The organism is Delftia tsuruhatensis (assembly GCF_903815225.1).
Classification (GTDB): Bacteria; Pseudomonadota; Gammaproteobacteria; order Burkholderiales; family Burkholderiaceae_C; genus Comamonas; species Comamonas tsuruhatensis_A.
In genome coordinates this window covers 5,608,706-5,629,368 of sequence record NZ_LR813084.1, presented here as the reverse complement: position 1 = coordinate 5,629,368, position 20,663 = coordinate 5,608,706, and the positions used below count along the sequence as shown (strand labels likewise).

Below are 20,663 nucleotides of genomic sequence, written 5' to 3'. Positions count from 1 at the left end.
AGAAGACATCCGTGGCTACTAGCGCAGCTCAAATTGCAAAAACCGGAAAATTCGGCGATCTTCGCCGCCGCCTGGTTTTTCTGTTGCTCGCGCTGGTCGTTTACCGCATCGGGGCGCATATCCCCGTGCCGGGCATCGACCCAGCGCAGCTGCAGCAGCTGTTCAATGGCCAGCAGGGCGGCATTCTCAATCTGTTCAACATGTTCTCGGGTGGGGCGCTGTCGCGCTTCACGGTGTTCGCACTGGGGATCATGCCGTACATCTCGGCATCGATCATCATGCAGCTCATGACCTACGTGGTCCCGACATTCGAGCAGCTGAAGAAGGAAGGTGAATCGGGTCGTCGCAAGATCACCCAGTACACCCGCTACGGCACTCTGGGCCTGGCGATTTTTCAGTCCCTGGGAATTGCCGTGGCTCTGGAAAGCTCGGCAGGTCTGGTTCTGAGCCCTGGCTTCGGCTTCCGCCTCACGGCGGTGGTCAGCCTGACGGCCGGCACCATGTTCCTGATGTGGCTCGGTGAACAGATCACGGAACGTGGTCTGGGCAACGGCATCTCGATCCTCATCTTCGGAGGTATCGCCGCAGGTCTGCCGAGTTCCATCGGTGGTCTGCTGGAGCTGGTGCGCACCGGTGCCATGAGCATCCTGGCCGCGATCTTCATCGTCCTCGTGGTGGCAGCCGTGACGTACTTCGTCGTGTTTGTCGAGCGGGGACAGCGCAAGATCCTGGTGAACTATGCGCGTCGTCAGGTGGGTAACAAGGTGTATGGCGGCCAGTCCTCGCACTTGCCGCTGAAGCTGAACATGGCCGGGGTCATCCCTCCCATCTTCGCTTCCTCGATCATCTTGCTGCCGGCGACCGTCGTGAACTGGTTCAGTGCAGGGGAATCCATGCGCTGGCTGAAGGACATTGCCAGTACGCTGACCCCCGGTCAGCCGATCTATGTGATGCTCTATGCCACTGCCATCATCTTCTTCTGCTTCTTCTACACGGCCCTGGTGTTCAACAGCCGGGAAACCGCCGACAACCTGAAGAAGAGTGGTGCCTTCATCCCCGGGATCCGTCCCGGTGACCAGACGGCCCGCTACATTGACAAGATCCTGGTTCGCCTGACCCTGGCTGGCGCGGTGTACATCACCTTCGTGTGCTTGTTGCCCGAGTTCCTGATCCTGAAGTACAACGTCCCGTTCTACTTCGGTGGCACATCACTGCTGATCATCGTGGTGGTGACCATGGACTTCATGGCCCAGGTGCAGAACTACATGATGTCGCAGCAGTACGAATCGCTCCTCAAAAAGGCGAACTTCAAAGCGACACTTGGCAATTGAACTAAGTGATGGGCCTGGCCGGCGGTGCCGGCGGGTCCAGTAAGAGTTAGTAGACGCCCATTCGATCTATCGCGGGCAAGTATCCCGGTCGATAGGCCGCAACGGATGTAGAGTTTTAGGAGAATGAAATGAGAGTTTCGGCTTCGGTCAAAAAAATCTGCCGTAACTGCAAGATCATCCGCCGCAAGGGTGTGGTGCGAGTGATCTGCACGGACCAGCGCCACAAGCAGCGCCAGGGTTGATAGGAAAGTTTGAGGACGAATAATGGCACGTATCGCTGGCATTAACATCCCGCCGCATCAGCACGCTGAAATCGGCCTGACCGCTATCTATGGTATCGGTCGCACCACTGCACGCAAGATCTGCGAAGCCGCTGGCATCGCATATTCCAAGAAGATCAAGGAACTGACTGACGGCGATCTGGAAAAGATCCGTGACCAGCTGGCTTCCCTGACGCTGGAAGGTGATCTGCGTCGCGAAACCACGATGAACATCAAGCGCCTGATGGACATCGGTTGCTATCGCGGTTTCCGTCATCGTCGTGGCCTGCCCATGCGTGGTCAGCGTACCCGCACGAATGCCCGTACCCGCAAGGGTCCGCGCAAGGGTGCCGCGGCTTTGAAGAAATAAAGAGATTGAAAGATCACTATGGCTAAGTCTCCCGCAAACAACGCTGCACAGCGCGTTCGCAAGAAGGTCCGCAAGAACATCTCGGACGGCATTGCCCACGTGCACGCATCGTTCAACAACACGATCATCACCATCACCGACCGCCAAGGCAACGCTCTGTCGTGGGCCTCGTCGGGCGGCCAGGGCTTCAAGGGTTCGCGCAAGTCGACTCCCTTCGCTGCCCAGGTGGCTTCGGAAGTGGCTGGTCGTGCTGCCATCGAACAGGGCATCAAGAACCTGGACGTGGAAATCAAGGGTCCCGGTCCCGGCCGTGAATCCTCGGTCCGCGCCCTGGGCGCCCTCGGCATCCGCATCACGTCCATCGCTGACGTGACGCCGGTTCCCCACAACGGCTGCCGCCCTCAGAAGCGCCGTCGTATCTAAGCTTTTTCACCAAGCCCACCGCCGCCCAGATGTGTAACATCGCGGGCGGCTCCCGTGTTTGCGCACGGTAGATGACACAAAGGAAATCAAGTGGCACGCTATATCGGCCCCAAGGCCAAACTCTCCCGCCGTGAAGGCACCGACCTGTTCCTGAAGAGCGCACGCCGCTCGATCGCCGACAAGTCCAAGTTCGACACCAAGCCCGGCCAGCACGGCCGTACTTCCGGTCAGCGCACTTCCGACTTCGGCCTGCAGCTGCGCGAAAAGCAGAAGGTCAAGCGCATGTACGGCGTGCTGGAGAAGCAATTCCGCCGCTACTTCGAAGCCGCCGACAAGAAGAAGGGCAACACCGGTGCCAATCTGCTGTCGCTGCTGGAGTCGCGTCTGGACAACGTGGTGTACCGCATGGGCTTCGGCTCGACCCGCTCCGAAGCGCGTCAGCTGGTGTCGCACAAGGCGATCACGGTGAACGGCCAATCGGTGAACATCCCCTCCTACATGGTCAAGGTGGGTGACGTGGTTGCCGTGCGTGAAAAGTCCAAGAAGCAGGCTCGTATCGTCGAAGCCCTGCAACTGGCTGGTCAAGTCGGTTTCCCCGCATGGGTGGAAGTGTCTGCCGACAAGGCAGAAGGCACGTTCAAGAAGTCGCCCGACCGCGACGAATTCGGTGCTGACATCAACGAATCCCTGATCGTTGAGTTGTACTCGCGTTAATCCTGAGCAGCGACATTTCTGTAAAACCGTCCCCCAGCCGCGAGGCATCGCGCTGGGGTGCTTCACCAGCCTTACCGGTGTAACGAGCCGGGGGTATTGAGAGGAAGTCTGCATGCAAACGAATTTGCTGAAGCCCAAGACAATCAATGTCGAACAGCTTGGCCACAACCGCGCCAAAGTTGTTCTGGAGCCGTTTGAGCGTGGCTATGGCCATACGCTGGGCAATGCCCTGCGCCGTGTCCTGCTCTCGTCCATGGTGGGTTACGCAGCGACGGAAGTGACGATTGCTGGTGTGCTGCACGAGTACTCGTCCATCGACGGTGTCCAGGAAGATGTGGTCAACATCCTGCTGAACCTCAAGGGCGTGGTGTTCAAGCTGCACAACCGCGACGAGGTGACGCTGTCCCTGCGCAAGGATGGTGAAGGCGTCGTGACGGCGCGCGACATCCAGACGCCCCATGACGTGGAGATCATCAACCCTGATCATGTCATCGCCAACCTGTCGCAAGGCGGCAAGCTGGACATGCAGATCAAGGTCGAGAAGGGCCGTGGCTACGTGCCCGGCAACGTGCGCCGCTATGGCGACGAGTCCACGAAGTCGATCGGCCGCATCGTGCTGGACGCTTCGTTCTCGCCCGTCAAGCGCGTGAGCTATGCCGTCGAGTCGGCCCGCGTGGAACAGCGCACCGACCTGGACAAGCTGGTGGTGGAGATCGAGACCAATGGTGCGATCACCGCCGAGGACGCCGTGCGCGCCTCCGCCAAGATCCTGGTGGAACAGCTGGCCGTGTTCGCACAGCTGGACGGTGGCGACATCGCCAGCGTCTTCGATGCTCCGGCCGGTGGCCGTGGTGCCGCAACCGCCTTTGATCCCATCCTGCTGCGTCCCGTGGACGAGCTGGAACTCACCGTGCGTTCGGCCAACTGCCTCAAGGCAGAGAACATCTACTACATCGGCGACCTGATCCAGCGTACCGAGAACGAGCTGCTCAAGACCCCCAACCTGGGTCGCAAGTCGCTCAACGAGATCAAGGAAGTCCTGGCTTCCCGCGGTCTGACGCTGGGCATGAAGCTCGAGAACTGGCCACCCGCTGGCCTGGAAAAGCGCTAAGCACTATAATTACGGGCTCTCCTTTTTGGAGAGCCTCAGTGCCTCGGGCAGTACCTGATACGGCTGCACGAATTAATCAACAACTTGCGCAAATTCGGTTGAGGCAAGCTGCAGATCCGGTAACGGGTCCAGGCTTGCATCCTTGTTTGCACAAGTCCTAATTACATATCTTAGGAATAAAGCACCATGCGTCACGGTCACGGCCTCCGCAAACTCAATCGCACCTCTTCGCACCGCCTGGCGATGCTGAAGAACATGATGAATTCGCTCATCGAGCATGAAGCCATCAAGACCACCGTTCCCAAGGCCAAGGAACTGCGCCGCGTGATCGAGCCCATGATCACCCTGGCCAAGGTCGACACCGTTGCCAATCGCCGCCTGGCTTTCGACCGCCTGCGCGACCGCGACAGCGTGACCAAGCTCTTCAACGAGCTGGGCCCGCGTTTCGCCAAGCGTCCCGGTGGCTACACCCGTATCCTGAAGATGGGCTTCCGCGTGGGCGACAACGCCCCCATGGCCTTCGTGGAACTGGTGGAACGCGCTGAAGAAGGCGCTGCAGAAGCCAAGGCAGCTGAATAATCTGCTATAATTTTGGAATACCGCGCGATGGAGCAGTCTGGTAGCTCGTTGGGCTCATAACCCAAAGGTCGGAGGTTCAAATCCTTCTCGCGCAACCAAATTGGAAAAGGGCTACGACTGTGTCGTAGCCCTTTTTTCTTGCCTTGCCGACGCAAGGCAAGGCCGCCCGTCCTCAGCCTCCGAGCTGCTGGCCCAGGCGTTGCGCCAGTCGCAGGCGCACGCGGTGGGCGATCTCCTGGGCCGCATCGGGGCTGAGCACCTCACTGATGTGCAGCACTTCGGTGTAGTGCATGTACAAGAGACCGCGCAGCGTCTTGAACGCGGTCTCGTGCCCTGCGCCGCAGACGCTGGCGTCGTCGGCCAGCACGCGTTCCACCACGCCGGCCTGCAGGAGCGGAATCTTGCAGATGACGGCGTGGCGAGCGATCTCCAGGTCGATTTCCTGAAGGCGGCATTCCCATTCCTCGGGCAAGAATCGGTTGGCTGGCATGTCGGCTTTTCTCCTGTTTTACTGCATGGGTACACCGAGGCGAAGCGCGCCCGGTCCGGGAATGCTGGCATGTGCACGGCGCGCGCAGCGGCCTGGGCACCGGCTTTACTGGCATGGGCTTGATGCCTGTCAAACTCCGGTGGAGCGGAACCCGGCGGACCGCCGAGTTCATGCTGCAGTGCATCATGATGTCAATCATGCGGCGCGGCCGCCAATGCCCGTGCAAGCCTGTTGGCTTTTGATCCGGGCAATGCGTGGCCTGTCGGCGCCGCACTGGCAACGCAAAGGATCCACATGCTCGACAAGATTGCCTCGCTGTTTCGCTACTTCAAGGCGGCCGTACCGTTCCGGCTGGTGCCTGCGCTGATCGCCACCCTGGTGCTGTTCGGGCTGTTGCTGCTGCCCGTGCCCGAGGGGCTGACGCCCAAGGGCTGGCAGTTGGTGGCCATCTTCCTGACCACCATCGTGGCCATCATCCTGAAGGTCATGCCCATCGGCGTGATGGCCTTGATGGCCATCGTCATCGTCTCGCTGTCCCAGGTCACATCCGGCTCGTCCAAGGGCGCCATCACCGATGCGCTGAGCAGCTTTTCCAGCCCGCTGATCTGGCTGATCGTGGTGGCCATCCTGATCTCGCGCGGGCTCAAGAAGACGGGCCTGGGCAATCGCATCGGCCTGATGTTCATCGCGCTGATGGGCAAGCGGACCCTGGGCATAGGCTACGGCCTGGCGATCTGCGAGCTGGTGCTGGCACCGTTCACGCCCAGCAACACGGCGCGCGGCGGCGGCATCGTGCACCCGATCATGAAGTCCATCGCCAACGCCTTCGAGTCGGACCCTGCCAAGGGGACGCAAGGCAAGGTGGGCACCTACCTGGCCCTGGTCAACTACCATGCCAATCCCATCACCTCGGCCATGTTCCTGACGGCCACGGCGCCCAACCCGCTGGTGGTGGATTTCGTGGCCAAGGCCACGGGCCAGGCCCTGCACCTGAGCTGGACCACCTGGGCGCTGTACATGCTGCTGCCGGGCCTGCTGTGCCTGCTGCTGATGCCGCTGGCCATCTACCTGCTGTCGCCGCCCGAGCTCAAGGCCACGCCCAACGCTGTGGAATATGCACGCAGCGAGATGGCCCGCATGGGGCCGCTGTCGGGCAGGGAGCGCGTGATGCTGGGCACCTTCGGCATGATGCTGCTGCTGTGGGCCAACGTGCCCCAGATGCTGTTCGGCCCCGCCTTCACGCTGGACCCGACCGTGGTGGCCTTCCTGGGCCTGTTCACGCTGATCATCACCGGCACCATCGACTGGGATGATGTGCTGTCCGAGAAAAGCGCGTGGGACACCCTGGTCTGGTTCGGTGCCCTGGTCATGCTGGCCGAGCAGCTCAACAAGCTGGGCGTGGTCGCCTGGTTCGCAGAGGGCCTGAAGAACGCCATCGTCGCCAGCGGCCTGGACTGGCTGCCCGTGGCCGCCATCCTGGTGGGGGTCTTCGTGTTCTCGCACTACCTGTTCGCCAGCACCACGGCCCACATCAGCGCCATGATGCTGGCCTTCCTGACGGTGGGCGCGCAACTGATCCCGGCGGAGTATGTCGTGCCCTTCATGCTGATGATGACGGCCGGCTCGGCCATCATGATGACGCTGACCCACTATGCCACCGGCACCTCGCCCATCATCTTCGGCAGCGGCTACGTCACGCTGGGCAACTGGTGGCGCGTGGGCGCGGCCATGTGCGTGATAGAGCTGCTGATCTTCGCCGTGGCCGGCAGCGCCTGGTGGAAGTTGCTGGGCCTGTGGTGACGGGGAGCGGCCGATCCGGCCGCTTCGTCGGGACGGCTCAGCCCGGCGCGATGTGCCGCGGCTCGCCCAGCGACAGCATGAGCCGGTTGGCCCAGTTGAAGAAGGCCGTGCCGTGCAGCACGTCGGAGATGGCGGCATCATCCAGGCCGGCGGCGCGCAGCGCATCGATGTGGGCGGGCTCCAGCGCAGGCGGCGTCTGGGTCAGCGCCACGGCGGCCGTGACGATGGCGTTCCAGCGCGGTCCCAGGTCCGTGCCCGGGCCTTCGTCGAGCAGGCGCTGCACGTCGCCGCCCCGGCGCGAGAAGTGCGTGGCAAAGCGCGCATGGACCGAGGCGCAGTAGATGCAGCCATTGGCGCGCGAGGTGGCCGCAGCGGCCAGCTCGCGCTCGGCGCGCGGCAGGCCGGCGTCGGGGTTGTAGAAGATGTCCTTGTCGGTGCGCGTGCGCGCGCCCAGCGTGTCGGGGTCGCGCGCCAGCAGGCGGAAGTAGGGCGACTGCGCGCGTGAGGCATCGACCAGGCCTGCTTGGTGGCGTTCGGTCAGCTCGCTTTCGTCCAGCGGTTCAATCCATGGCAGCCAGTCGAGCGGCTCCTGGGTGAAGACCTGGGGCGCGGCGGAGTTCGTTGAGGTCATGGCTGGGCTTGCAGGGTGGTGGGTTGATGGGCTGCCGGGGGCGCGGGGCGTGCAGCCAGCACGCGCAACCCCGCCACCACGCGGATCTGGAAGGACAGGAAGGACGCCAGCTGGGACAGGATGACGATGTCCGTCTCGCTCCAGCCCGCCTGTTGCAGCGCCTGCAGGGCTCCGGCGCTGGCGTCGCGCGGGTGGTAGGCCAGCAGGTGGGCATGGGCCAGCGCCGCGGCCAGGCGCGGGCCCAGCAGTGCGGCGTGGGCCGGGTCCACGGCATAGGCGGGGCCGGGCTGGTCCTCGCGGCTGAGCGGGCCTGCCGGGTAGCGGCCGTAGGGGCCGTGCGGACCGTTGCCGGCCTGCAGGCTCTGGGCGCGGCCACGCACCACTTCGGACGCCACCACGGCGGCCAGTTCCGCGTCCTCGGTGGCCAGCGCGCGTGCATAGAAGGCGGCGCTGCGCGACTCGCCATGCAGCCCTGCCGTGAAGGCGGCCAGGGCCAGCCGCTCGCGCAGGGAGACCGTGCCGGGCACGGGCTCGGCGGGCGTGAACAGGGCGGCAAAGCTCTGCTGGGCCTGCGTGCGTGCCTCGGTGCGGTGGCGGCGCACGCGGTCCAGGGCGCTGCCGGGGGCGATGTCGGCGAGGTGGTCGATCACGTCGCCGGGAAAGCGGGGCGTTGCGGTGGTGTTCATGGTCATGCGGCTTGCAGCAGTCCGGCCCGGACTGCGGGGAGGGAAGAGGGGGCTTGCAGATCGGCACGGCGCCAGCCCAGGGCCGGTGCTACATGGGCGGCCGTCAGTTCGATGGAGCGCAGGATGGCGGCGTGCGGCGGATCGATGGAGTGCACCTGGAAGACGATGTCGCTCACGCGCGCCAGGGCGGAGTCGGCGCGCAGTGTGGCGATCACCTCGTCGGGTGTGCCCACGTGCACGTCGTAGGCGGCGATCAGCGCGTGCAGCGGCGCCTGCGGGTCGACGCGCGCCGCCCATTGCGAAGGCTGGGCTGCATGGCGCCGGGCCACGCGGCGCAGGCCGGCCTCCGCCCAGCGCAGTGCCTCGTCGCGGCTGTCGGCCACGAACAGCGTGCGCGAGCCCAGGATGCGCGGCACCCGCCCTGCGGGCAGGCGGGCGAGGTAGGCGTCGATGATGGGGTGCTGGATCTCGGACAGCGTGGCCTGCGGCGCGCCTTCGGGCCGTGGCTGGGTGCGCGACAGCATCAGGCCGTCGCCGTTGGCCCCTGCCCGCGCACCGCCCTCGGCCGAGAACGTGGCCTGCCAGACGCGCTCCAGCAGCTGCGGCGCGGCCGGGTACAGGCGCACGCCGCCGGGCAGGGCACGTCCGGCCCAGGCATCCTGGAGCAGGCCGAAATGGCGCGCGAAGACGGCGCCACGCTCGGCTCCCTGCACGCCGAAGGCCTCGAAGGATTCGGCCGTGCCGCCCGTGCCCAGGCCCACTTCCAGCCGGCCGCCGGTCAGCAGATCCAGCACGGCTGCATCCTCGGCCACGCGCAGCGCGTTTTCCAGCGGCAGCGTGACCACGCCCGTGCCCAGGCGGATGCGCCGTGTGCGCGCCGCCACATGGGCCAGGAAAACGAGGGGCGAGGGCAGGCCGCCCTCGCTTTCATGGAAATGGTGCTGGGCCACCCAGGCGGTGTCGAAACCCTGGGCCTCGGCATGGGCGATCTGCTCGGCCACCAGGCGGTAGCGCTCGCCGGCCGGCGCTTCGTCCAGCGGGCGGCTGAAGAAGCCCAGGCGCGGACCGGTGCGGGAGCCGTGACCACGGTTGGTATCAGGCGGGGTGAGGGACAAAATCGATGCTCCTTTTGCCGGGAATGGTGTCCATGAGTTCGCGCGTGTAGTCGCTGGAGGGGCGCAGGAACACGTCCTCGACGCTGCCCGCGTCCACCACCTTGCCCGCGCGCAGCACCGACACCGTGTCGGCGATCTGGCGCACCACGGCAAGGTCGTGCGAGATGAAGAGATAGGTCAGGCCCAGGTCCTGCTGCAGCTGCGTCAGCAGGGCCAGGATCTGGGCCTGCACGGTCACGTCCAGGGCCGAGACGGCCTCGTCCAGCACCACCACCTCGGGCCGCAGCACCAGGGCGCGGGCAATCGCCACGCGCTGGCGCTGGCCACCCGACAGCGCATGCGGGCGCCGCTGCAGCACGGCGGGCGGCAGGCCGACGCGGACCAGCATGTCGTGCACGCGCTGTCGGCGCTCGCTGGCGGGCAGCGGATCGAAGTTCAGAAGCGGCTCTTCGATGATGTCGAACACGCTCTGGCGCGGGTCCAGAGAACTGAACGGGTTCTGGTAGACCAGCTGCACGCGGCGGCGCAGCTGGCGCAGGGCCTCGCCGCGCAGGCCCGTGACCTCGGTGCCCTCGATGCGGATGCGGCCTGCCGTGGGCCGGCCCAGGCCCACGATGTCGCGGATGGTGGTGGTCTTGCCCGAGCCCGATTCGCCCACGATGGCATGGGTGCTGCCCCGGCGCACGCGCAGCGAGACGCCGTCCACGGCACGGAAGATGCCGCGCCCATGGGGCGAGGCATGGCCGGGTGCCTCGAACTCGTGGACCAGGTCCTCGACCTCGATGGCCCAGTCGTCGCCCGCGGCCGGTGGCCGTGCGCGGCGGGGCGCAGGTGTGAGGGAAGGCGCATCCGACAGCAGCCTGCGCGTGTAGGCGCTTTGCGGGTTGCGCAGCAGCTCCAGCGTGGGTCCCTGCTCCTGGATGCGGCCGCCCTGCATGACGATGAGCCGGTGGGCGCGGTCGGCGGCCACGCCCAGGTCGTGGGTGACCAGCAGCACGGCCGTGCCGGTCTCGCGGCGCAGCGTATCGATCAGATCCAGGATGCGCCGCTGCACCGTCACGTCCAGCGCGCTCGTGGGTTCATCGGCAATGATGAGCGCGGGCCGCAGCGCGATGGCAATGGCGATCAGCACGCGCTGGCGCATGCCGCCCGACAGTTCGTGCGGATACTGGCGCGCGCGCAGCGCGGGCTGGGACAGGCCCGCGCGGGCCAGCAGCTCCAGCACGCGCGCCTCCACGGCCGTGCGGTCGCGCAGGCCGTGGATGCGCAGGATTTCGCCCACCTGGTCGCCCACCGTGCGCACGGGGTTCAGCGACATGGTGGGGTCCTGCGGCACCAGGCTGACCACGCGGCCGCGGATGGCGTTCCAGCGTGCGGCCGGCCAGCCCGAGACCTCGGTGCCCTGCAGGCGTATGCTGCCGTGCTCGCGGTGGCCGTTGTCGGCCAAAAGGCCGATCACGGCCTGGGCCGTGGTGGTCTTGCCCGAGCCTGATTCGCCGACCAGGGCCACCACCTCGCCCGGCGCCACGGAAAACGATACGCCGTGCACCACGCGCTGTTCCCGGCCTGCGGCATCACGGTAGGCAATGGCCAGGTCCTGCACTTCGAGCACGGACGTGGCTGCGCTCATCGCCGCCGTGCCGGGGAGCTGCTTTTCGATGACGGCGCTCATGCGGGCCTCCGCGCGAAGGCCGTGCCTATGCGGTTGGCCGCCAGGACCACGGCCACGACGACCAGTCCGGGCGCCGTCGTCAGCCACCATGCGGTGGCGATGTAGTTGCGGCCCTCGGCGATCAGCAGCCCCCATTCGGGCGTGGGCGGCGGCGCGCCGTAGCCCAGGAAGCCCAGCGTGGAGATCGCCAGGATGGCCGAGCCGAACTGCAGCGCCGCCATGGCGATGACCGAGGTCAGCGAGTTCGGCAGCACATGGCGCCACAGCACGGCGGCAAAGCGCCCGCCGCTACCGAAGGCGGCTTCCACGTAGTCGCTGCGGCGCACGCGCACCACCTCGGAACGCACCAGGCGGGCGAAGCTGGCCACCGACACCGCGCCCACGGCGATGGCGGCGTTGATGGTGCCGAAGCCGAGCACGATGATGATGGTCAGCGACAGCAGCAGCGAGGGCACGGCCAGCAGCACATCGACCAGGCGCATCAGCGCCTCCTCGGCGCGCCCGCCCGTGGCACCTGCGACCAGGCCGATCAGCGTGCCCGCGACCAGTCCCACGGACACGGCCACGAAGGCGCCGGAAAGCGAATGCACGGCGCCATGCACCACGCGCGCCCACAGGTCCCGCCCCAGCGCATCCGTGCCCAGCCAGTGCGCGGCGCTCGGCGCCAGCAACTGCTGGCCGGCCTGGCCCGCGATCGGATTCTGGTGGGCGAACCAGCCGGGCGCCAGCGCCCACAGCGCGGCCACGGCGATCACCAGCCAGGCCAGGGCCAGTGTGGGCGGCAGGCGCCGCAGGGCCCGCAGCCGGGTCGGCAGGACGAAGCCGCCACCGGAGGCGGCGGGTACGGGGGCCGGTGGCGGCAGCGATGTGGGCAGGGCCGCTGCGGCCTGTGTGTCGATAGGGGCAGCAGGGATGTTCGAGACGGCGGTATTCATGGCCTGTTTTCCGCGGAAAGGCGCAGGCGTGGATCGAGCAGCGGATACAGCAGGTCCACGGCGAGGTTGATGGTCACGAAGGCCGTGGCCGAGACCATGACCACGGCCTGGAGCACGGCCGTGTCCTGGTTGCCCACGGCCTGCTGGGTCAGCGTGCCCAGGCCGTTGAGGCCGAACACGGCCTCGGTGACCACGGCACCGGCCAGCAGCTCGCCGAACAGCACGCCGGCAATGGTCAGCGTGGGCAGCAGGGCGTTGCGTGCCACGTGGCGCAGCAGCACCCAGGCCCGCGATGCGCCCTTGGCGCGGGCCACCGCCACGAAGGGCTGGGCCAGCACGGCGTCGATGTTGCGCAGCAGCACCTGGGCCAGCGGCGCCGAGATCGGCACGGCCAGCGTCAGCGTGGGCAGCACCAGGCCCTCCCAGGGGCCGGGATTGATCACGGCGATCCAGCCCAGCCGGAAGGACACCACCTGGATCAGCATGATCCCCAGCCAGAACACGGGCACCGAGACAAATACCGAAGGCAGCGAGTGCAGCGCGTGGCGCAGCCAGGCCAGGGGCGCCAGGCTGGCCGCCGCCGCCAGCGCCACGGCCAGCAGCGCGGCTGCGGCAAAGCCCAGGGCCGCGAGCTTGAGCGTGGGCGGCAGACTGGTGGCCAGGCCCTGGCTCACGGGGACCCCGGCCTGCAGCGAATAGCCGAAGTGGCCCGTGAGGAACTGGCCCAGCGTGTGCAGGTACTGCTGCCACACGGGCTGGTCCGAGCCGTAGGCCGCGCGGATGTCGGCGATCTCCTGCGGGCCCAGGCCCAGCTCGGGGTTCAGGAACTTGATCAGCACGGCGTCGCCCGGCAGCAGCTGCAGCAGGATGAACGAGACCGTGAAGGCCGCCCACAGCACCAGGGCGGCCTGGGCGATGCGGCTGAGCAGATAGCGGCGCGGCATGGGAGCGGTTCCTAGGGAGCGTTCCGGTCAGCGCTTGGCCAGCCAGGTGCTGTAGAAGCTGGGCCGGCCCACGGCCTCGAAGCCCACCTCGCGCACCCAGGGCGCACCCGCGAAGGCCTGCGGCTCCTCGAAGATGGGTATGACATAGGCCTGGTCGATCAGGTAGTTCTGCACCTCGCCGGCCAGCGCCAGGCGCCTGGCGGCATCGGTCTCGGCCGCGATGGCGTCGAACAGGCCGTTGAGCTTCGTGTCCTCGAAGGACTTGACCTTCTGGCTCACGCCGCCCTTTTGCAGCAGCACGTTGCGGTTGGTCGGGTAGTAGTTGCTCTTGATCACGTCGGGATCGGCGCGGCCCACCATGCCCGGCAGCACACCGGTCTTGTCGGGGTCCAGCGTGTCCACGGCGCGGCTGCCCGCGTCGCCGGACAGCACGTTGAGCCTGATGCCCAGGCGCGCCCACTGCTGGGCGATGAGCTGCAGCGTCTCCTTGTTCTGCGGCTGGGGCAGGGACTCGTAGGTGGACAGCACGAAGTCCTGCCCGTTCTTCTGGCGCAGGCCGTTGGCGCCCAGCGTCCAGCCGGCCTCGTCCAGCAGCTGCTTCGCCTTGGCCTCGTCATGGGCCAGCTTGGCCGACAGGTCCACGAAGCCGGCCGCCGTGGAGGCAATCACCGAGCGCGCCTGCGGATAGCGCGGCGAGAACAGCGTCTCCACGATCTCCTTGGCATTGGTGCCATGCAGCAGCGCCTTGCGCACCTTGAGGTCGGCCACCAGGGCGTTGTCCGGGCGGATGGCCACGCTGTTGTTCACGCCGCGCGTGGGCGGGGCGTAGATGCTGAACTTCTGGTCCTCGACGCGCTTTTCGTCATAGGCCTGGATCTGGCGGATCAGCCCGGCCTGACCGGCCAGCAGCGCGCCTATGCGCACGCTGTCCTCGGGCGTGACGATGAACTTCACCTCGTCCAGCCGCGCGCGGCCCTGGTGGGCCAGCTTCGCGGGGCCCCAGGCGTAGTCCCTGCGTGCCTTGAGCACCAGTTCCTTGCCCAGCGTCTCGCTGGCCACCACGAAGGGGCCGGAGCCGATGATGCGGGTGGCGTCGCCCAGCTCCTCGAAGGGCCGGTCCAGCGTGGCCGGCGAGACCAGGCCCGAACCGATCACCGAGGTGCCCTGCAGGAAGCCCGGCGAAGGCTTCCTGAAGAAGAACTTCACCGTCAGCGGCTCCACCACCTCGCTGCGCTCGTAGTTGTTGATCACCTCGGACACAGGCTGCTTGAGCGCCTTGTTGCCCAGGCCGTAGGTGTCGAAGTTGCGCGCCACGGCCGCCGCGTCCAGCGGCGTGCCGTCCGAGAAAGTCACACCCGGGCGCAGCTTGAACTGGTACTCGGTGGCATCGGCGTTCACGGTCCAGGACTCGGCGATCCAGGGCTGGATCTCCAGCGTCTTCGGATCCTGGTAGGTCAGCTTGTCGGTGATCTGGTTGAGCACGCCGCCGTTGGGGTAGAAGCCTCCGGCCGGCGGATAGAGGTTGGTGTGGGCCTGCTGCTCCAGATAGACCAGGGTGCCGCCTTGCACCGGACCGGCCGCCGCACCGGCCTGCGCCGTGTCGGCCTGCCGGGAGCAACCGGCCAGCAGCAGGCTGCCACCCGCCAACACCGCTATCGTGGCCTTCCATGCCACCTGACCCGCCTTCGATTGGGAAAACACGTTCTTACCTCGCCGCCGCTGGGGCGCTGAAAACAAGACCGCCGATCCCTGCCGCGAAAGACGGGGCGAGGACCGGCTCCATGCTTTTCATGCTATCGATGGCAAATATTTGCGCTCATATATCGAGTTGCATCGTTATTTGAAAATCGCCTAAGCGGCTTCGGCGCCCCATATCCGGCACACGCATAAGCGCAGACGAATTGCGTCCTTCCCCCGGGGCAGCGGCGGGTTGAACAATGGCCTGGCATGTCCTCCAACGCTGCGCCCGGGCGCAGTCTTTCGAAAGCCAGCTTCCATGAGCCACCTGAACGAATATCTCTCCGAAAAGCGCGCCGCCGTGCTGGCGCGCGGTGCCCGCATCTCGGCCGGAACGGCCCAGCCCGCCCATCTCAAGGCCCATGTGCGTGCCGAGGGACGCAGCGGCGTGCGTCGCCTGCGCATTCGCGAGCACCAGGTCATCAGCGACAGTCCGCACGACTTCGCGGGCTATGACCTGGGTCCCAGCTCGCCCGAGCTGCAGCTGGGCGTGCTGGGCACCTGCGTGACCCACATCTTCCTGATCCAGGCGGCCGAACGCCAGGTGCCCGTGGAGAGCCTGGAGGTCGAGGTCACGGGCATCATCGATCCGCGCGGCGGCAAGCCCGGTCACGAGGCCACGCCCATCTGGCCGCACGAGATCGGCTACACCGTGCACATCGATTCGCCCGCCAGCCGCGCGGAGATCGATGCGCTGTTCGAGGCCGTGGAGCGCACCTGCCCCATCCTCAACCTCCTGCGCAACCCGCAGACCATCCGCGCCGAAGTGCGCCACACCGACTCCAGCGCCACCGAGCGCCTGGCGGCCTGAGCCCCTTCCTGGAAAGCGCATCGCCATGAGCCTGCCACTCGACCACATCGTCATCGCGGTCCAGGACCTGGAACGCACCATCGCCGACTACACCGCCCTGGGCTTCAACGTGCTGCGCGGCGGCGAGCATCCGGGCCGTTCCACGCACAACGCCCTGGTGGTCTTCGCCGATGGCGCCTATTTCGAACTCATCGCCTGGCGCGCACCCGCGCCCGAGGAGCGCTGGTGGCAGCAACTGCAGCGCCACGGCGAAGGCCTGGTCGATTTCGCGCTGCTGCCTTCCGAGACCGGGGCCGTGGTCGCCGCCGCCCAGGCGCGTGGCCTGGCCTACGAGGCACCCTATGAAGGCGGGCGCCTGCGGCCCGACGGCGCGCAGCTGCGCTGGCGCAATGCGCGCGCACGCAGCCAGGACCTGCCCTTTCTCTGCGGCGACCTCACGCCGCGCGTGCTGCGGGTGCCCGAGGGCGATGCGCGCGTGCATGCCAATGGCGCGGCCGGCGTGGCGCGCCTGCATGTGGCCGTGCACGACCTGCGCGCCAGCCTGGCGCGCTGGCGCGCACTGCTGGGCGAGGGCGCCGACATCGGCGAGGCCCGGCTCTCGGACGATGGCGGTGCCTGGCGGGCCTCGCTGCAACTGGGGGCCACCGAACTGGTGCTGGCCGCGCCGGCCCAGGGCGTGGCCACGGGCGCCCTGGGCCACTGGCTGGCCACGCGCGGAGAAGGCCCTTATGCGATCGAGCTGGCGGTGCGCGAGCGTTCGGCTGCACGGGTACTCGATGATGCCGCCACCCATGGCGTGCGCATCGCGCTGGCGCAGGCGGTTGCGGCCGGGGAAACCGTCGCCGCCTAGGCGAAATACGGCGGCGCTAGAATGGCGCCCCGCTGACACCCATGCCCACTTCGGTGGGCGTTTTCGTTGCAGCCGTGGCCGCCCAGCCGGGGCGCCGCGGTGCGGCGCCGCTTGCCATGACGACTGCTTCCTCCCCTGCCACGCTGGGCATAGATTTCGGTACCTCCAACTCCGCCATGGCCTGGCGCGCGCCCGGCCAGTCCGCGCGCCTGCTGCCGCTGGAAGGCGAGGCCTGCGGCATGCCCACGGCCCTGTTCTTCCACACGGACGAGCACAGCACCCACTTCGGCCGCGACGCCATGGCCCAGTACCTGGACGGCGAGCCGGGCCGCCTGATGCGCTCGCTCAAGAGCCTGCTGGGCAGCGCACTGCTGCAGGAAAAGACGGCCGTGCACGACCAGCTCGTGAGCTACCAGGACATCATCGGCCTGTTCCTGCGCCGCGTCGCCGACCGCGCGCGTGCCGCGCTGGACGGCCGTCTGCCAGAGCGCGTGGTACTGGGCCGGCCCGTGCATTTCGTGGATGACCACCCCGAGCGCGACCGCCAGGCCCAGCAGGCGCTGGCCGACGCGGCGCGCGCCGCAGGCCTGGGCGAGGTGGACTTCCAGATGGAGCCCATCGCCGCCGCGCTGGACTACGAGCAGCGCCTCACGCAGGAATCGGTGGTACTGGTGGTGGACATCGGCGGGGGGACCTCCGACTTCACCGTCGTGCGCCTGGGCCCCGAGCAGGCCGGCCGCAGCGACCGCCGCGACGACATCCTGGCCACCAGCGGCGTGCACATCGGCGGCACGGATTTCGACCACCGGCTCAACCTGGCCCAGCTCATGCCGCTGCTGGGCTACCGGCACATCGGCCCCAGCGGCCGCGAAGTGCCCAGCCGCGTGTTCTTCGACCTCTCGACCTGGCACCTGATCCAGTGGCTGTACTCGCCCAAGGCCCTGGCCGAGGCGCGCAACCTGCGCACCGACTACAGCGACCAGCGCCTGCACAAGCGCCTGATGGACGTGCTGGAACTGCGCGAAGGCCACCGCCTGGCCGCCGTGGTGGAACAGGCCAAGATCGAGGCTTCCACGCGCCATGCCGAGTCGCCCATCGAGCTGGGCTGGCTGGAATCGGGCCTGTCCGCCGCCATTTCGCCCGAGGTGCTGCACGCGCAACTGCAGGGCCCGCTGCAGCAGGTCGTGGCCTGCGCCCAGGAGTGCCTGCGCCTGGCCGGCGTGGCGCCCCAGGCGCTGGACGCCATCTACCTCACGGGCGGCTCCTCGGCCCTGCGCACGCTGCGCGATGCGCTGCGCGAAGCCTTCCCGGGCGTGCCTCAGGTCGAGGGTGACCTGTTCGGAGGCGTGGCCACCGGCCTCGCGTATGCCTGATCACTCCGCGTCGCCGTCCTCCTCGGCGGCCTGCTTGATCGCCAGCGCGGCGTCATAGAGCCGGTTGCGCGGTGCGCCCGTGATCTCGGCGGCCAGGCGCACGGCGGTCTTGGTGGGCAGCTCGGCCAGCAGCAGGCGCAGCACGCGCAGGGCATCGCCGTCATCCTCCTGGGCGGCCACGGGATGCAGGACCACGGCGAACTCGCCCTTGCTGCGCTGGGGCGAGGCCTGCAGCCAGGCCGGCAGAGCGCTGGCGGGCATGGTGGCAATGTCCTCGAACTGCTTGGTGATCTCGCGCGCCAGCGTCACCGGGCGATCGCCCAGCGTGGCCAGGGCGGCGGCCAGGTCGGCAATGCGGTGCGGCGCCTCCAGCAGCACGGTGCAGCGCGGCTGCAGTGCCAGCTGCTGCACGGCGGCCAGGCGCTCGGCCGACTTGGTGGGCAGAAAGCCCGCGAAGACGAAACCTCCCTCGCCCTGCGAAGGCGTGACGGCGCCCGCCACGCTGATGGCGGCCGTGATGCTGCTGGCGCCGGGCAGCGGAATCGCGCGCAGGCCGGCCGCCTGCACGGCCGCGCACAGGCGCGCGCCGGGATCGCTGACGCCGGGCGTGCCCGCGTCGCTGACATAGGCGATGCGCTCGCCCTGCTGCAGCCGCGCCACCACCTGCTGGGCGGCCTCGGCCTCGTTGTGCTGGTGCACGGCCAGCAACTGGCTGCCGGGCCGGTCCAGGCCATAGGAGCGCAACAGGCCCTGGGTATGGCGAGTGTCCTCGCAGGCCACGCAGTCCACGGTCTGCAGTACATGCAGGGCGCGCAGGCTGATGTCGGCCAGGTTGCCGATGGGCGTGGCCACCACGTAGAGGGCGCCCTGCGGATAATGCTGGGATGCGGCGGCATCCTTGGCTGCGCCCAGCGCGGCGGCGAAAGAGGTAGTCAATGGGTTTCCTTGGGAAAAAGCCGGCAGGCGCGGGGCCGTCTGCCACCACCACCAGGCACCGGGGCCAACTGGCCGAGGATGCGGCGCTGGCCCATCTGCAGGCGGCCGGGCTGCGCCTGGTCGAGCGCAATTATCGGACGCCGGGGCGGGGCGGTGGCGAGATAGACCTCATCGTGCGGGGGCGCGAGGGCACCCTGGTCTTCGTCGAGGTGCGCAGCCGTGCCTCGCGCGCCTTCGGCGGCGCGGGCGCCAGCATCGGCGCCACCAAGCGCCGGCGCATCGTGCTGGCGGCGCGCCACTACCTGATGCGCTGGCCGGCGCCGCCACCGTGCCGCTTCGACGTGGTGCTCGTCGAGACCTCCGACCCCGGAGCGGCCCCGCTGGTGCAATGGCTCCAGGCCGCATTCGATGCCGATGGCGCCTGACCGTTACGGCTGCAGCACAAATAACGCCTGGCTACGAAAGACTTCAAGGGCCGCAGTTATCATCGGGCCTCCATGCTTGAGCAACGTATCCAACAGCATTTCATCGACAGCGCCGACCTGAAATACCAGGCCGCCCAGGCGCTGAGCCAGCCCATTGCGGCGGCGGTGCAGGCCATGCTGGCCTGCGTGACCAGTGGAGGCAAGGTGCTGGCCTGCGGCGCAGGCGCCTCGGCCAGCGACGCCCAGCTCTTCGCCTCGCTGTGCGTGGCGGGCTTCGAGCGCGACCGGCCCGAACTGGCCGCCGTGGCCCTGGTCTCCGACGGCGGGCTGCTGGGCACCGTGGGCGCCACGGGCTCGGGCGGCAATGCCACCCAGTACCTCGCGCGCCAGGTGCGCGCCCTGGGCCAGCCCGGTGATCTGCTGCTGCTGCTGTCGGCCACCGGCAACGACGCCGCCGTGCTCGAGGCCCTGGATGCCGCCCATGAGCGCGACATGATGGCCGTGGTGCTGACCGGCCGCACGGGCGGCACGCTGGCTTCCCGCGTGCGCGAGACCGACGTGCTCATCTGCGTGCCCCATGACCGCGCCGCGCGCGTGCGCGAAGCCCATACGCTGGTGCTGCACTGCCTGTGCGACGGCGTGGATGCCCAGTTACTTGGCGAACAGGAGATGCCTCTATGAAGTTCCGTTGGTCCCGCGCTGCCTGCGGTGTGCTTGCCGTCGCGTCCCTGGGCGCCACGCTGTCGGGCTGTGTCGCCCTGGTGGGCGGCGGCGCCGTGATGGCCGGCATGTCGGCGGCGGACCGCCGCACCACCGGCACCCAGGTGGAAGACCAGGGCATCGAGTTGCGGGCCGGCAACCGCATCGCGGAAGTGCTGGGCGACAAGGCCCACATCAACGTCACCAGCTACAACCGCCAGGTGCTGGTGACCGGCGAGGCCGGCAACGAGGCCGACCGCCAGACCGTGGAAAGGCTGGTGCGCGAGCAGGCCACGGTGCGCCATGTCTTCAACGAGGTCGTGGTGGCGCCCTTCACCTCCACGCTGGGCCAGCGTTCCAAGGATGCGTTGATCACCACCCAGGTCAAGGCCAGCCTGCTGGACGCCAAGGACATCCAGGCCTCGGCCTTCAAGGTCGTGACCGAGAACAAGGTGGTGTTCCTGATGGGCATCGTCACCCCGCGCGAAGCCAGGCGCGGCGCCGAGATCGCACGCGGCATCAACGACGTGACCAAGGTCGTGCGCGTGGTCGAGGTCATCTCCGAGGACGAGCTGGCCCGCATGCAGCCCCAGTCCGCTCCCGTGACCACCGACGATTCCGGCAGGGCCGCAGCGGCCAGTGCCCCCGCCAGCCCTACGGAAAGCAGCCTGTCCACCCCCGTGGGCGCCACTGTCACGCCGGTGAAATGATCACCGCCGCCTGAAAGCAAAAGCCGGAACATGTTCCGGCTTTTTTCATTGCTGATGGCCG

The 20,663-nt window shown here is 67.7% G+C and carries 23 protein-coding genes and 1 tRNA gene; 15 read left to right on the top strand and 9 right to left on the bottom strand.

Annotated features, from left to right (window positions below):
- Positions 1 to 11: 11 nt before the first annotated feature.
- The 8 genes from secY (at position 12) to L1Z78_RS25575 (ending at position 4,886) form a co-directional block, all read left to right on the top strand.
- Positions 12 to 1,331 carry a preprotein translocase subunit SecY gene (gene secY / locus L1Z78_RS25610; protein ID WP_012202974.1) on the top strand — a complete coding sequence of 440 codons (1,320 nt, stop codon included), beginning with the start codon at positions 12 to 14 and terminating at the stop codon, positions 1,329 to 1,331.
- Positions 1,332 to 1,459: 128 nt separating this feature from the next.
- The gene (gene rpmJ, locus L1Z78_RS25605) at positions 1,460 to 1,573 is read left to right on the top strand and encodes a 50S ribosomal protein L36 (RefSeq protein WP_003050535.1); all 114 of its coding nucleotides are present in this window, start codon (positions 1,460 to 1,462) and stop codon (positions 1,571 to 1,573) included.
- 22 nt (positions 1,574 to 1,595) lie between these two features.
- Positions 1,596 to 1,961: a 30S ribosomal protein S13 gene (gene rpsM, locus L1Z78_RS25600; protein WP_234639135.1), complete on the top strand. Its 366-nt coding sequence runs from the start codon at positions 1,596 to 1,598 to the stop codon at positions 1,959 to 1,961.
- Positions 1,962 to 1,979: 18 nt separating this feature from the next.
- Positions 1,980 to 2,384 (top strand): 30S ribosomal protein S11, encoded by a 405-nt coding sequence (rpsK, locus tag L1Z78_RS25595; protein WP_012202976.1) that lies wholly within the window; start codon positions 1,980 to 1,982, stop codon positions 2,382 to 2,384.
- Between the two features lie 90 nt (positions 2,385 to 2,474).
- On the top strand, positions 2,475 to 3,098 hold the full coding sequence (gene rpsD / locus L1Z78_RS25590) for a 30S ribosomal protein S4 (protein ID WP_012202977.1): 624 nt from the start codon (positions 2,475 to 2,477) through the stop codon (positions 3,096 to 3,098).
- A 112-nt stretch (positions 3,099 to 3,210) separates the two neighbouring features.
- Positions 3,211 to 4,209 carry a DNA-directed RNA polymerase subunit alpha gene (locus tag L1Z78_RS25585; protein WP_012202978.1) on the top strand — a complete coding sequence of 333 codons (999 nt, stop codon included), beginning with the start codon at positions 3,211 to 3,213 and terminating at the stop codon, positions 4,207 to 4,209.
- A 186-nt stretch (positions 4,210 to 4,395) separates the two neighbouring features.
- The gene (gene rplQ, locus L1Z78_RS25580) at positions 4,396 to 4,788 is read left to right on the top strand and encodes a 50S ribosomal protein L17 (RefSeq protein WP_012202979.1); all 393 of its coding nucleotides are present in this window, start codon (positions 4,396 to 4,398) and stop codon (positions 4,786 to 4,788) included.
- A gap of 21 nt (positions 4,789 to 4,809) precedes the next feature.
- Positions 4,810 to 4,886, top strand: a tRNA-Met gene (locus L1Z78_RS25575).
- 74 nt (positions 4,887 to 4,960) lie between these two features.
- Here the strand turns inward: L1Z78_RS25575 and L1Z78_RS25570 are convergent.
- Positions 4,961 to 5,278, bottom strand: coding sequence for a hypothetical protein (locus L1Z78_RS25570; protein ID WP_234639134.1), 318 nt, complete (start codon positions 5,276 to 5,278; stop codon positions 4,961 to 4,963).
- Positions 5,279 to 5,572: 294 nt separating this feature from the next.
- On the opposite strand from L1Z78_RS25570, the gene L1Z78_RS25565 reads away from it, so the two are divergent.
- Positions 5,573 to 7,078: a DASS family sodium-coupled anion symporter gene (locus L1Z78_RS25565; protein ID WP_234639133.1), complete on the top strand. Its 1,506-nt coding sequence runs from the start codon at positions 5,573 to 5,575 to the stop codon at positions 7,076 to 7,078.
- Positions 7,079 to 7,115: 37 nt separating this feature from the next.
- Here the strand turns inward: L1Z78_RS25565 and L1Z78_RS25560 are convergent, their stop codons facing one another.
- From L1Z78_RS25560 to L1Z78_RS25530, 7 genes are read right to left on the bottom strand one after another with little or no spacing between them, the layout of a single operon-like run.
- Complete coding sequence (locus L1Z78_RS25560) at positions 7,116 to 7,709, bottom strand: alkylhydroperoxidase domain protein (RefSeq protein WP_234639132.1); 594 nt, start codon at positions 7,707 to 7,709, stop codon at positions 7,116 to 7,118.
- The gene (locus tag L1Z78_RS25555) at positions 7,706 to 8,401 is read right to left on the bottom strand and encodes a CMD domain protein (protein ID WP_234639131.1); all 696 of its coding nucleotides are present in this window, start codon (positions 8,399 to 8,401) and stop codon (positions 7,706 to 7,708) included. The genes L1Z78_RS25560 and L1Z78_RS25555 overlap by 4 nt, the downstream gene beginning before the upstream one ends.
- Positions 8,398 to 9,510, bottom strand: a complete 1,113-nt coding sequence (locus L1Z78_RS25550; protein WP_234639130.1) for a putative FMN-dependent luciferase-like monooxygenase — start codon at positions 9,508 to 9,510, stop codon at positions 8,398 to 8,400. The genes L1Z78_RS25555 and L1Z78_RS25550 overlap by 4 nt, the downstream gene beginning before the upstream one ends.
- A complete protein-coding gene (locus L1Z78_RS25545) occupies positions 9,491 to 11,182 on the bottom strand; it encodes a dipeptide ABC transporter ATP-binding protein (protein ID WP_234639129.1) in 1,692 nt (563 codons plus the stop codon). The genes L1Z78_RS25550 and L1Z78_RS25545 overlap by 20 nt, the downstream gene beginning before the upstream one ends.
- Positions 11,179 to 12,117, bottom strand: a complete 939-nt coding sequence (locus L1Z78_RS25540) for an ABC transporter permease (protein WP_234639128.1) — start codon at positions 12,115 to 12,117, stop codon at positions 11,179 to 11,181. Before L1Z78_RS25540 ends, L1Z78_RS25545 begins: the two co-directional genes overlap by 4 nt.
- Positions 12,114 to 13,061: an ABC transporter permease gene (locus L1Z78_RS25535; protein WP_234639127.1), complete on the bottom strand. Its 948-nt coding sequence runs from the start codon at positions 13,059 to 13,061 to the stop codon at positions 12,114 to 12,116. Before L1Z78_RS25535 ends, L1Z78_RS25540 begins: the two co-directional genes overlap by 4 nt.
- A gap of 27 nt (positions 13,062 to 13,088) precedes the next feature.
- Entirely contained in the window at positions 13,089 to 14,762 is a 1,674-nt protein-coding gene (locus tag L1Z78_RS25530) for a TIGR04028 family ABC transporter substrate-binding protein (protein WP_234639126.1), read from the bottom strand.
- A gap of 295 nt (positions 14,763 to 15,057) precedes the next feature.
- Here L1Z78_RS25530 and L1Z78_RS25525 point away from each other — a divergent pair, with 295 nt between their 5' ends.
- The 3 genes from L1Z78_RS25525 (at position 15,058) to L1Z78_RS25515 (ending at position 17,832) form a co-directional block, all read left to right on the top strand.
- Positions 15,058 to 15,609, top strand: a complete 552-nt coding sequence (locus tag L1Z78_RS25525) for an OsmC family protein (protein WP_234639125.1) — start codon at positions 15,058 to 15,060, stop codon at positions 15,607 to 15,609.
- 25 nt (positions 15,610 to 15,634) lie between these two features.
- Complete coding sequence (locus L1Z78_RS25520; RefSeq protein ID WP_234639124.1) at positions 15,635 to 16,459, top strand: VOC family protein; 825 nt, start codon at positions 15,635 to 15,637, stop codon at positions 16,457 to 16,459.
- Positions 16,460 to 16,575: 116 nt separating this feature from the next.
- Positions 16,576 to 17,832, top strand: coding sequence for an Hsp70 family protein (locus L1Z78_RS25515; RefSeq protein WP_234639123.1), 1,257 nt, complete (start codon positions 16,576 to 16,578; stop codon positions 17,830 to 17,832).
- Here the strand turns inward: L1Z78_RS25515 and rsmI are convergent, their stop codons facing one another.
- On the bottom strand, positions 17,833 to 18,768 hold the full coding sequence (gene rsmI, locus L1Z78_RS25510; RefSeq protein WP_234639122.1) for a 16S rRNA (cytidine(1402)-2'-O)-methyltransferase: 936 nt from the start codon (positions 18,766 to 18,768) through the stop codon (positions 17,833 to 17,835). It abuts the gene before it with no gap.
- Between rsmI and L1Z78_RS25505 the strand changes: the two genes are divergently transcribed.
- The 3 genes from L1Z78_RS25505 to L1Z78_RS25495 all read left to right on the top strand — a co-directional run bounded on the left by L1Z78_RS25505 (position 18,768) and on the right by L1Z78_RS25495 (position 20,602).
- On the top strand, positions 18,768 to 19,193 hold the full coding sequence (locus L1Z78_RS25505; protein ID WP_234639121.1) for a YraN family protein: 426 nt from the start codon (positions 18,768 to 18,770) through the stop codon (positions 19,191 to 19,193). The genes rsmI and L1Z78_RS25505 overlap by 1 nt on opposite strands.
- A gap of 72 nt (positions 19,194 to 19,265) precedes the next feature.
- Positions 19,266 to 19,874 (top strand): SIS domain-containing protein, encoded by a 609-nt coding sequence (locus L1Z78_RS25500; RefSeq protein WP_234639120.1) that lies wholly within the window; start codon positions 19,266 to 19,268, stop codon positions 19,872 to 19,874.
- Positions 19,871 to 20,602 (top strand): BON domain-containing protein, encoded by a 732-nt coding sequence (locus L1Z78_RS25495; RefSeq protein WP_234639119.1) that lies wholly within the window; start codon positions 19,871 to 19,873, stop codon positions 20,600 to 20,602. The genes L1Z78_RS25500 and L1Z78_RS25495 overlap by 4 nt, the downstream gene beginning before the upstream one ends.
- Positions 20,603 to 20,663 lie beyond the last annotated feature (61 nt).

Excerpts from the sequence above, each read along its gene's own strand:
- rpmJ (WP_003050535.1), top strand. The coding sequence starts at position 1,460 with ATGAGAGTTTCGGCTTCGGTCAAAAAAATCTGCCGTAACTGCAAGATC.
- rpsM (WP_234639135.1), top strand. The coding sequence starts at position 1,596 with ATGGCACGTATCGCTGGCATTAACATCCCGCCGCATCAGCACGCTGAA.
- rpsK (WP_012202976.1), top strand. The coding sequence starts at position 1,980 with ATGGCTAAGTCTCCCGCAAACAACGCTGCACAGCGCGTTCGCAAGAAG.
- L1Z78_RS25585 (WP_012202978.1), top strand. The coding sequence starts at position 3,211 with ATGCAAACGAATTTGCTGAAGCCCAAGACAATCAATGTCGAACAGCTT.
- rplQ (WP_012202979.1), top strand. The coding sequence starts at position 4,396 with ATGCGTCACGGTCACGGCCTCCGCAAACTCAATCGCACCTCTTCGCAC.
- L1Z78_RS25570 (WP_234639134.1), bottom strand. The coding sequence starts at position 5,278 with ATGCCAGCCAACCGATTCTTGCCCGAGGAATGGGAATGCCGCCTTCAG.
- L1Z78_RS25565 (WP_234639133.1), top strand. The coding sequence starts at position 5,573 with ATGCTCGACAAGATTGCCTCGCTGTTTCGCTACTTCAAGGCGGCCGTA.
- L1Z78_RS25560 (WP_234639132.1), bottom strand. The coding sequence starts at position 7,709 with ATGACCTCAACGAACTCCGCCGCGCCCCAGGTCTTCACCCAGGAGCCG.
- L1Z78_RS25555 (WP_234639131.1), bottom strand. The coding sequence starts at position 8,401 with ATGACCATGAACACCACCGCAACGCCCCGCTTTCCCGGCGACGTGATC.
- L1Z78_RS25545 (WP_234639129.1), bottom strand. The coding sequence starts at position 11,182 with ATGAGCGCCGTCATCGAAAAGCAGCTCCCCGGCACGGCGGCGATGAGC.
- L1Z78_RS25540 (WP_234639128.1), bottom strand. The coding sequence starts at position 12,117 with ATGAATACCGCCGTCTCGAACATCCCTGCTGCCCCTATCGACACACAG.
- L1Z78_RS25535 (WP_234639127.1), bottom strand. The coding sequence starts at position 13,061 with ATGCCGCGCCGCTATCTGCTCAGCCGCATCGCCCAGGCCGCCCTGGTG.
- L1Z78_RS25525 (WP_234639125.1), top strand. The coding sequence starts at position 15,058 with ATGAGCCACCTGAACGAATATCTCTCCGAAAAGCGCGCCGCCGTGCTG.
- L1Z78_RS25520 (WP_234639124.1), top strand. The coding sequence starts at position 15,635 with ATGAGCCTGCCACTCGACCACATCGTCATCGCGGTCCAGGACCTGGAA.
- L1Z78_RS25515 (WP_234639123.1), top strand. The coding sequence starts at position 16,576 with ATGACGACTGCTTCCTCCCCTGCCACGCTGGGCATAGATTTCGGTACC.
- L1Z78_RS25505 (WP_234639121.1), top strand. The coding sequence starts at position 18,768 with ATGGGTTTCCTTGGGAAAAAGCCGGCAGGCGCGGGGCCGTCTGCCACC.
- L1Z78_RS25500 (WP_234639120.1), top strand. The coding sequence starts at position 19,266 with ATGCTTGAGCAACGTATCCAACAGCATTTCATCGACAGCGCCGACCTG.
- L1Z78_RS25495 (WP_234639119.1), top strand. The coding sequence starts at position 19,871 with ATGAAGTTCCGTTGGTCCCGCGCTGCCTGCGGTGTGCTTGCCGTCGCG.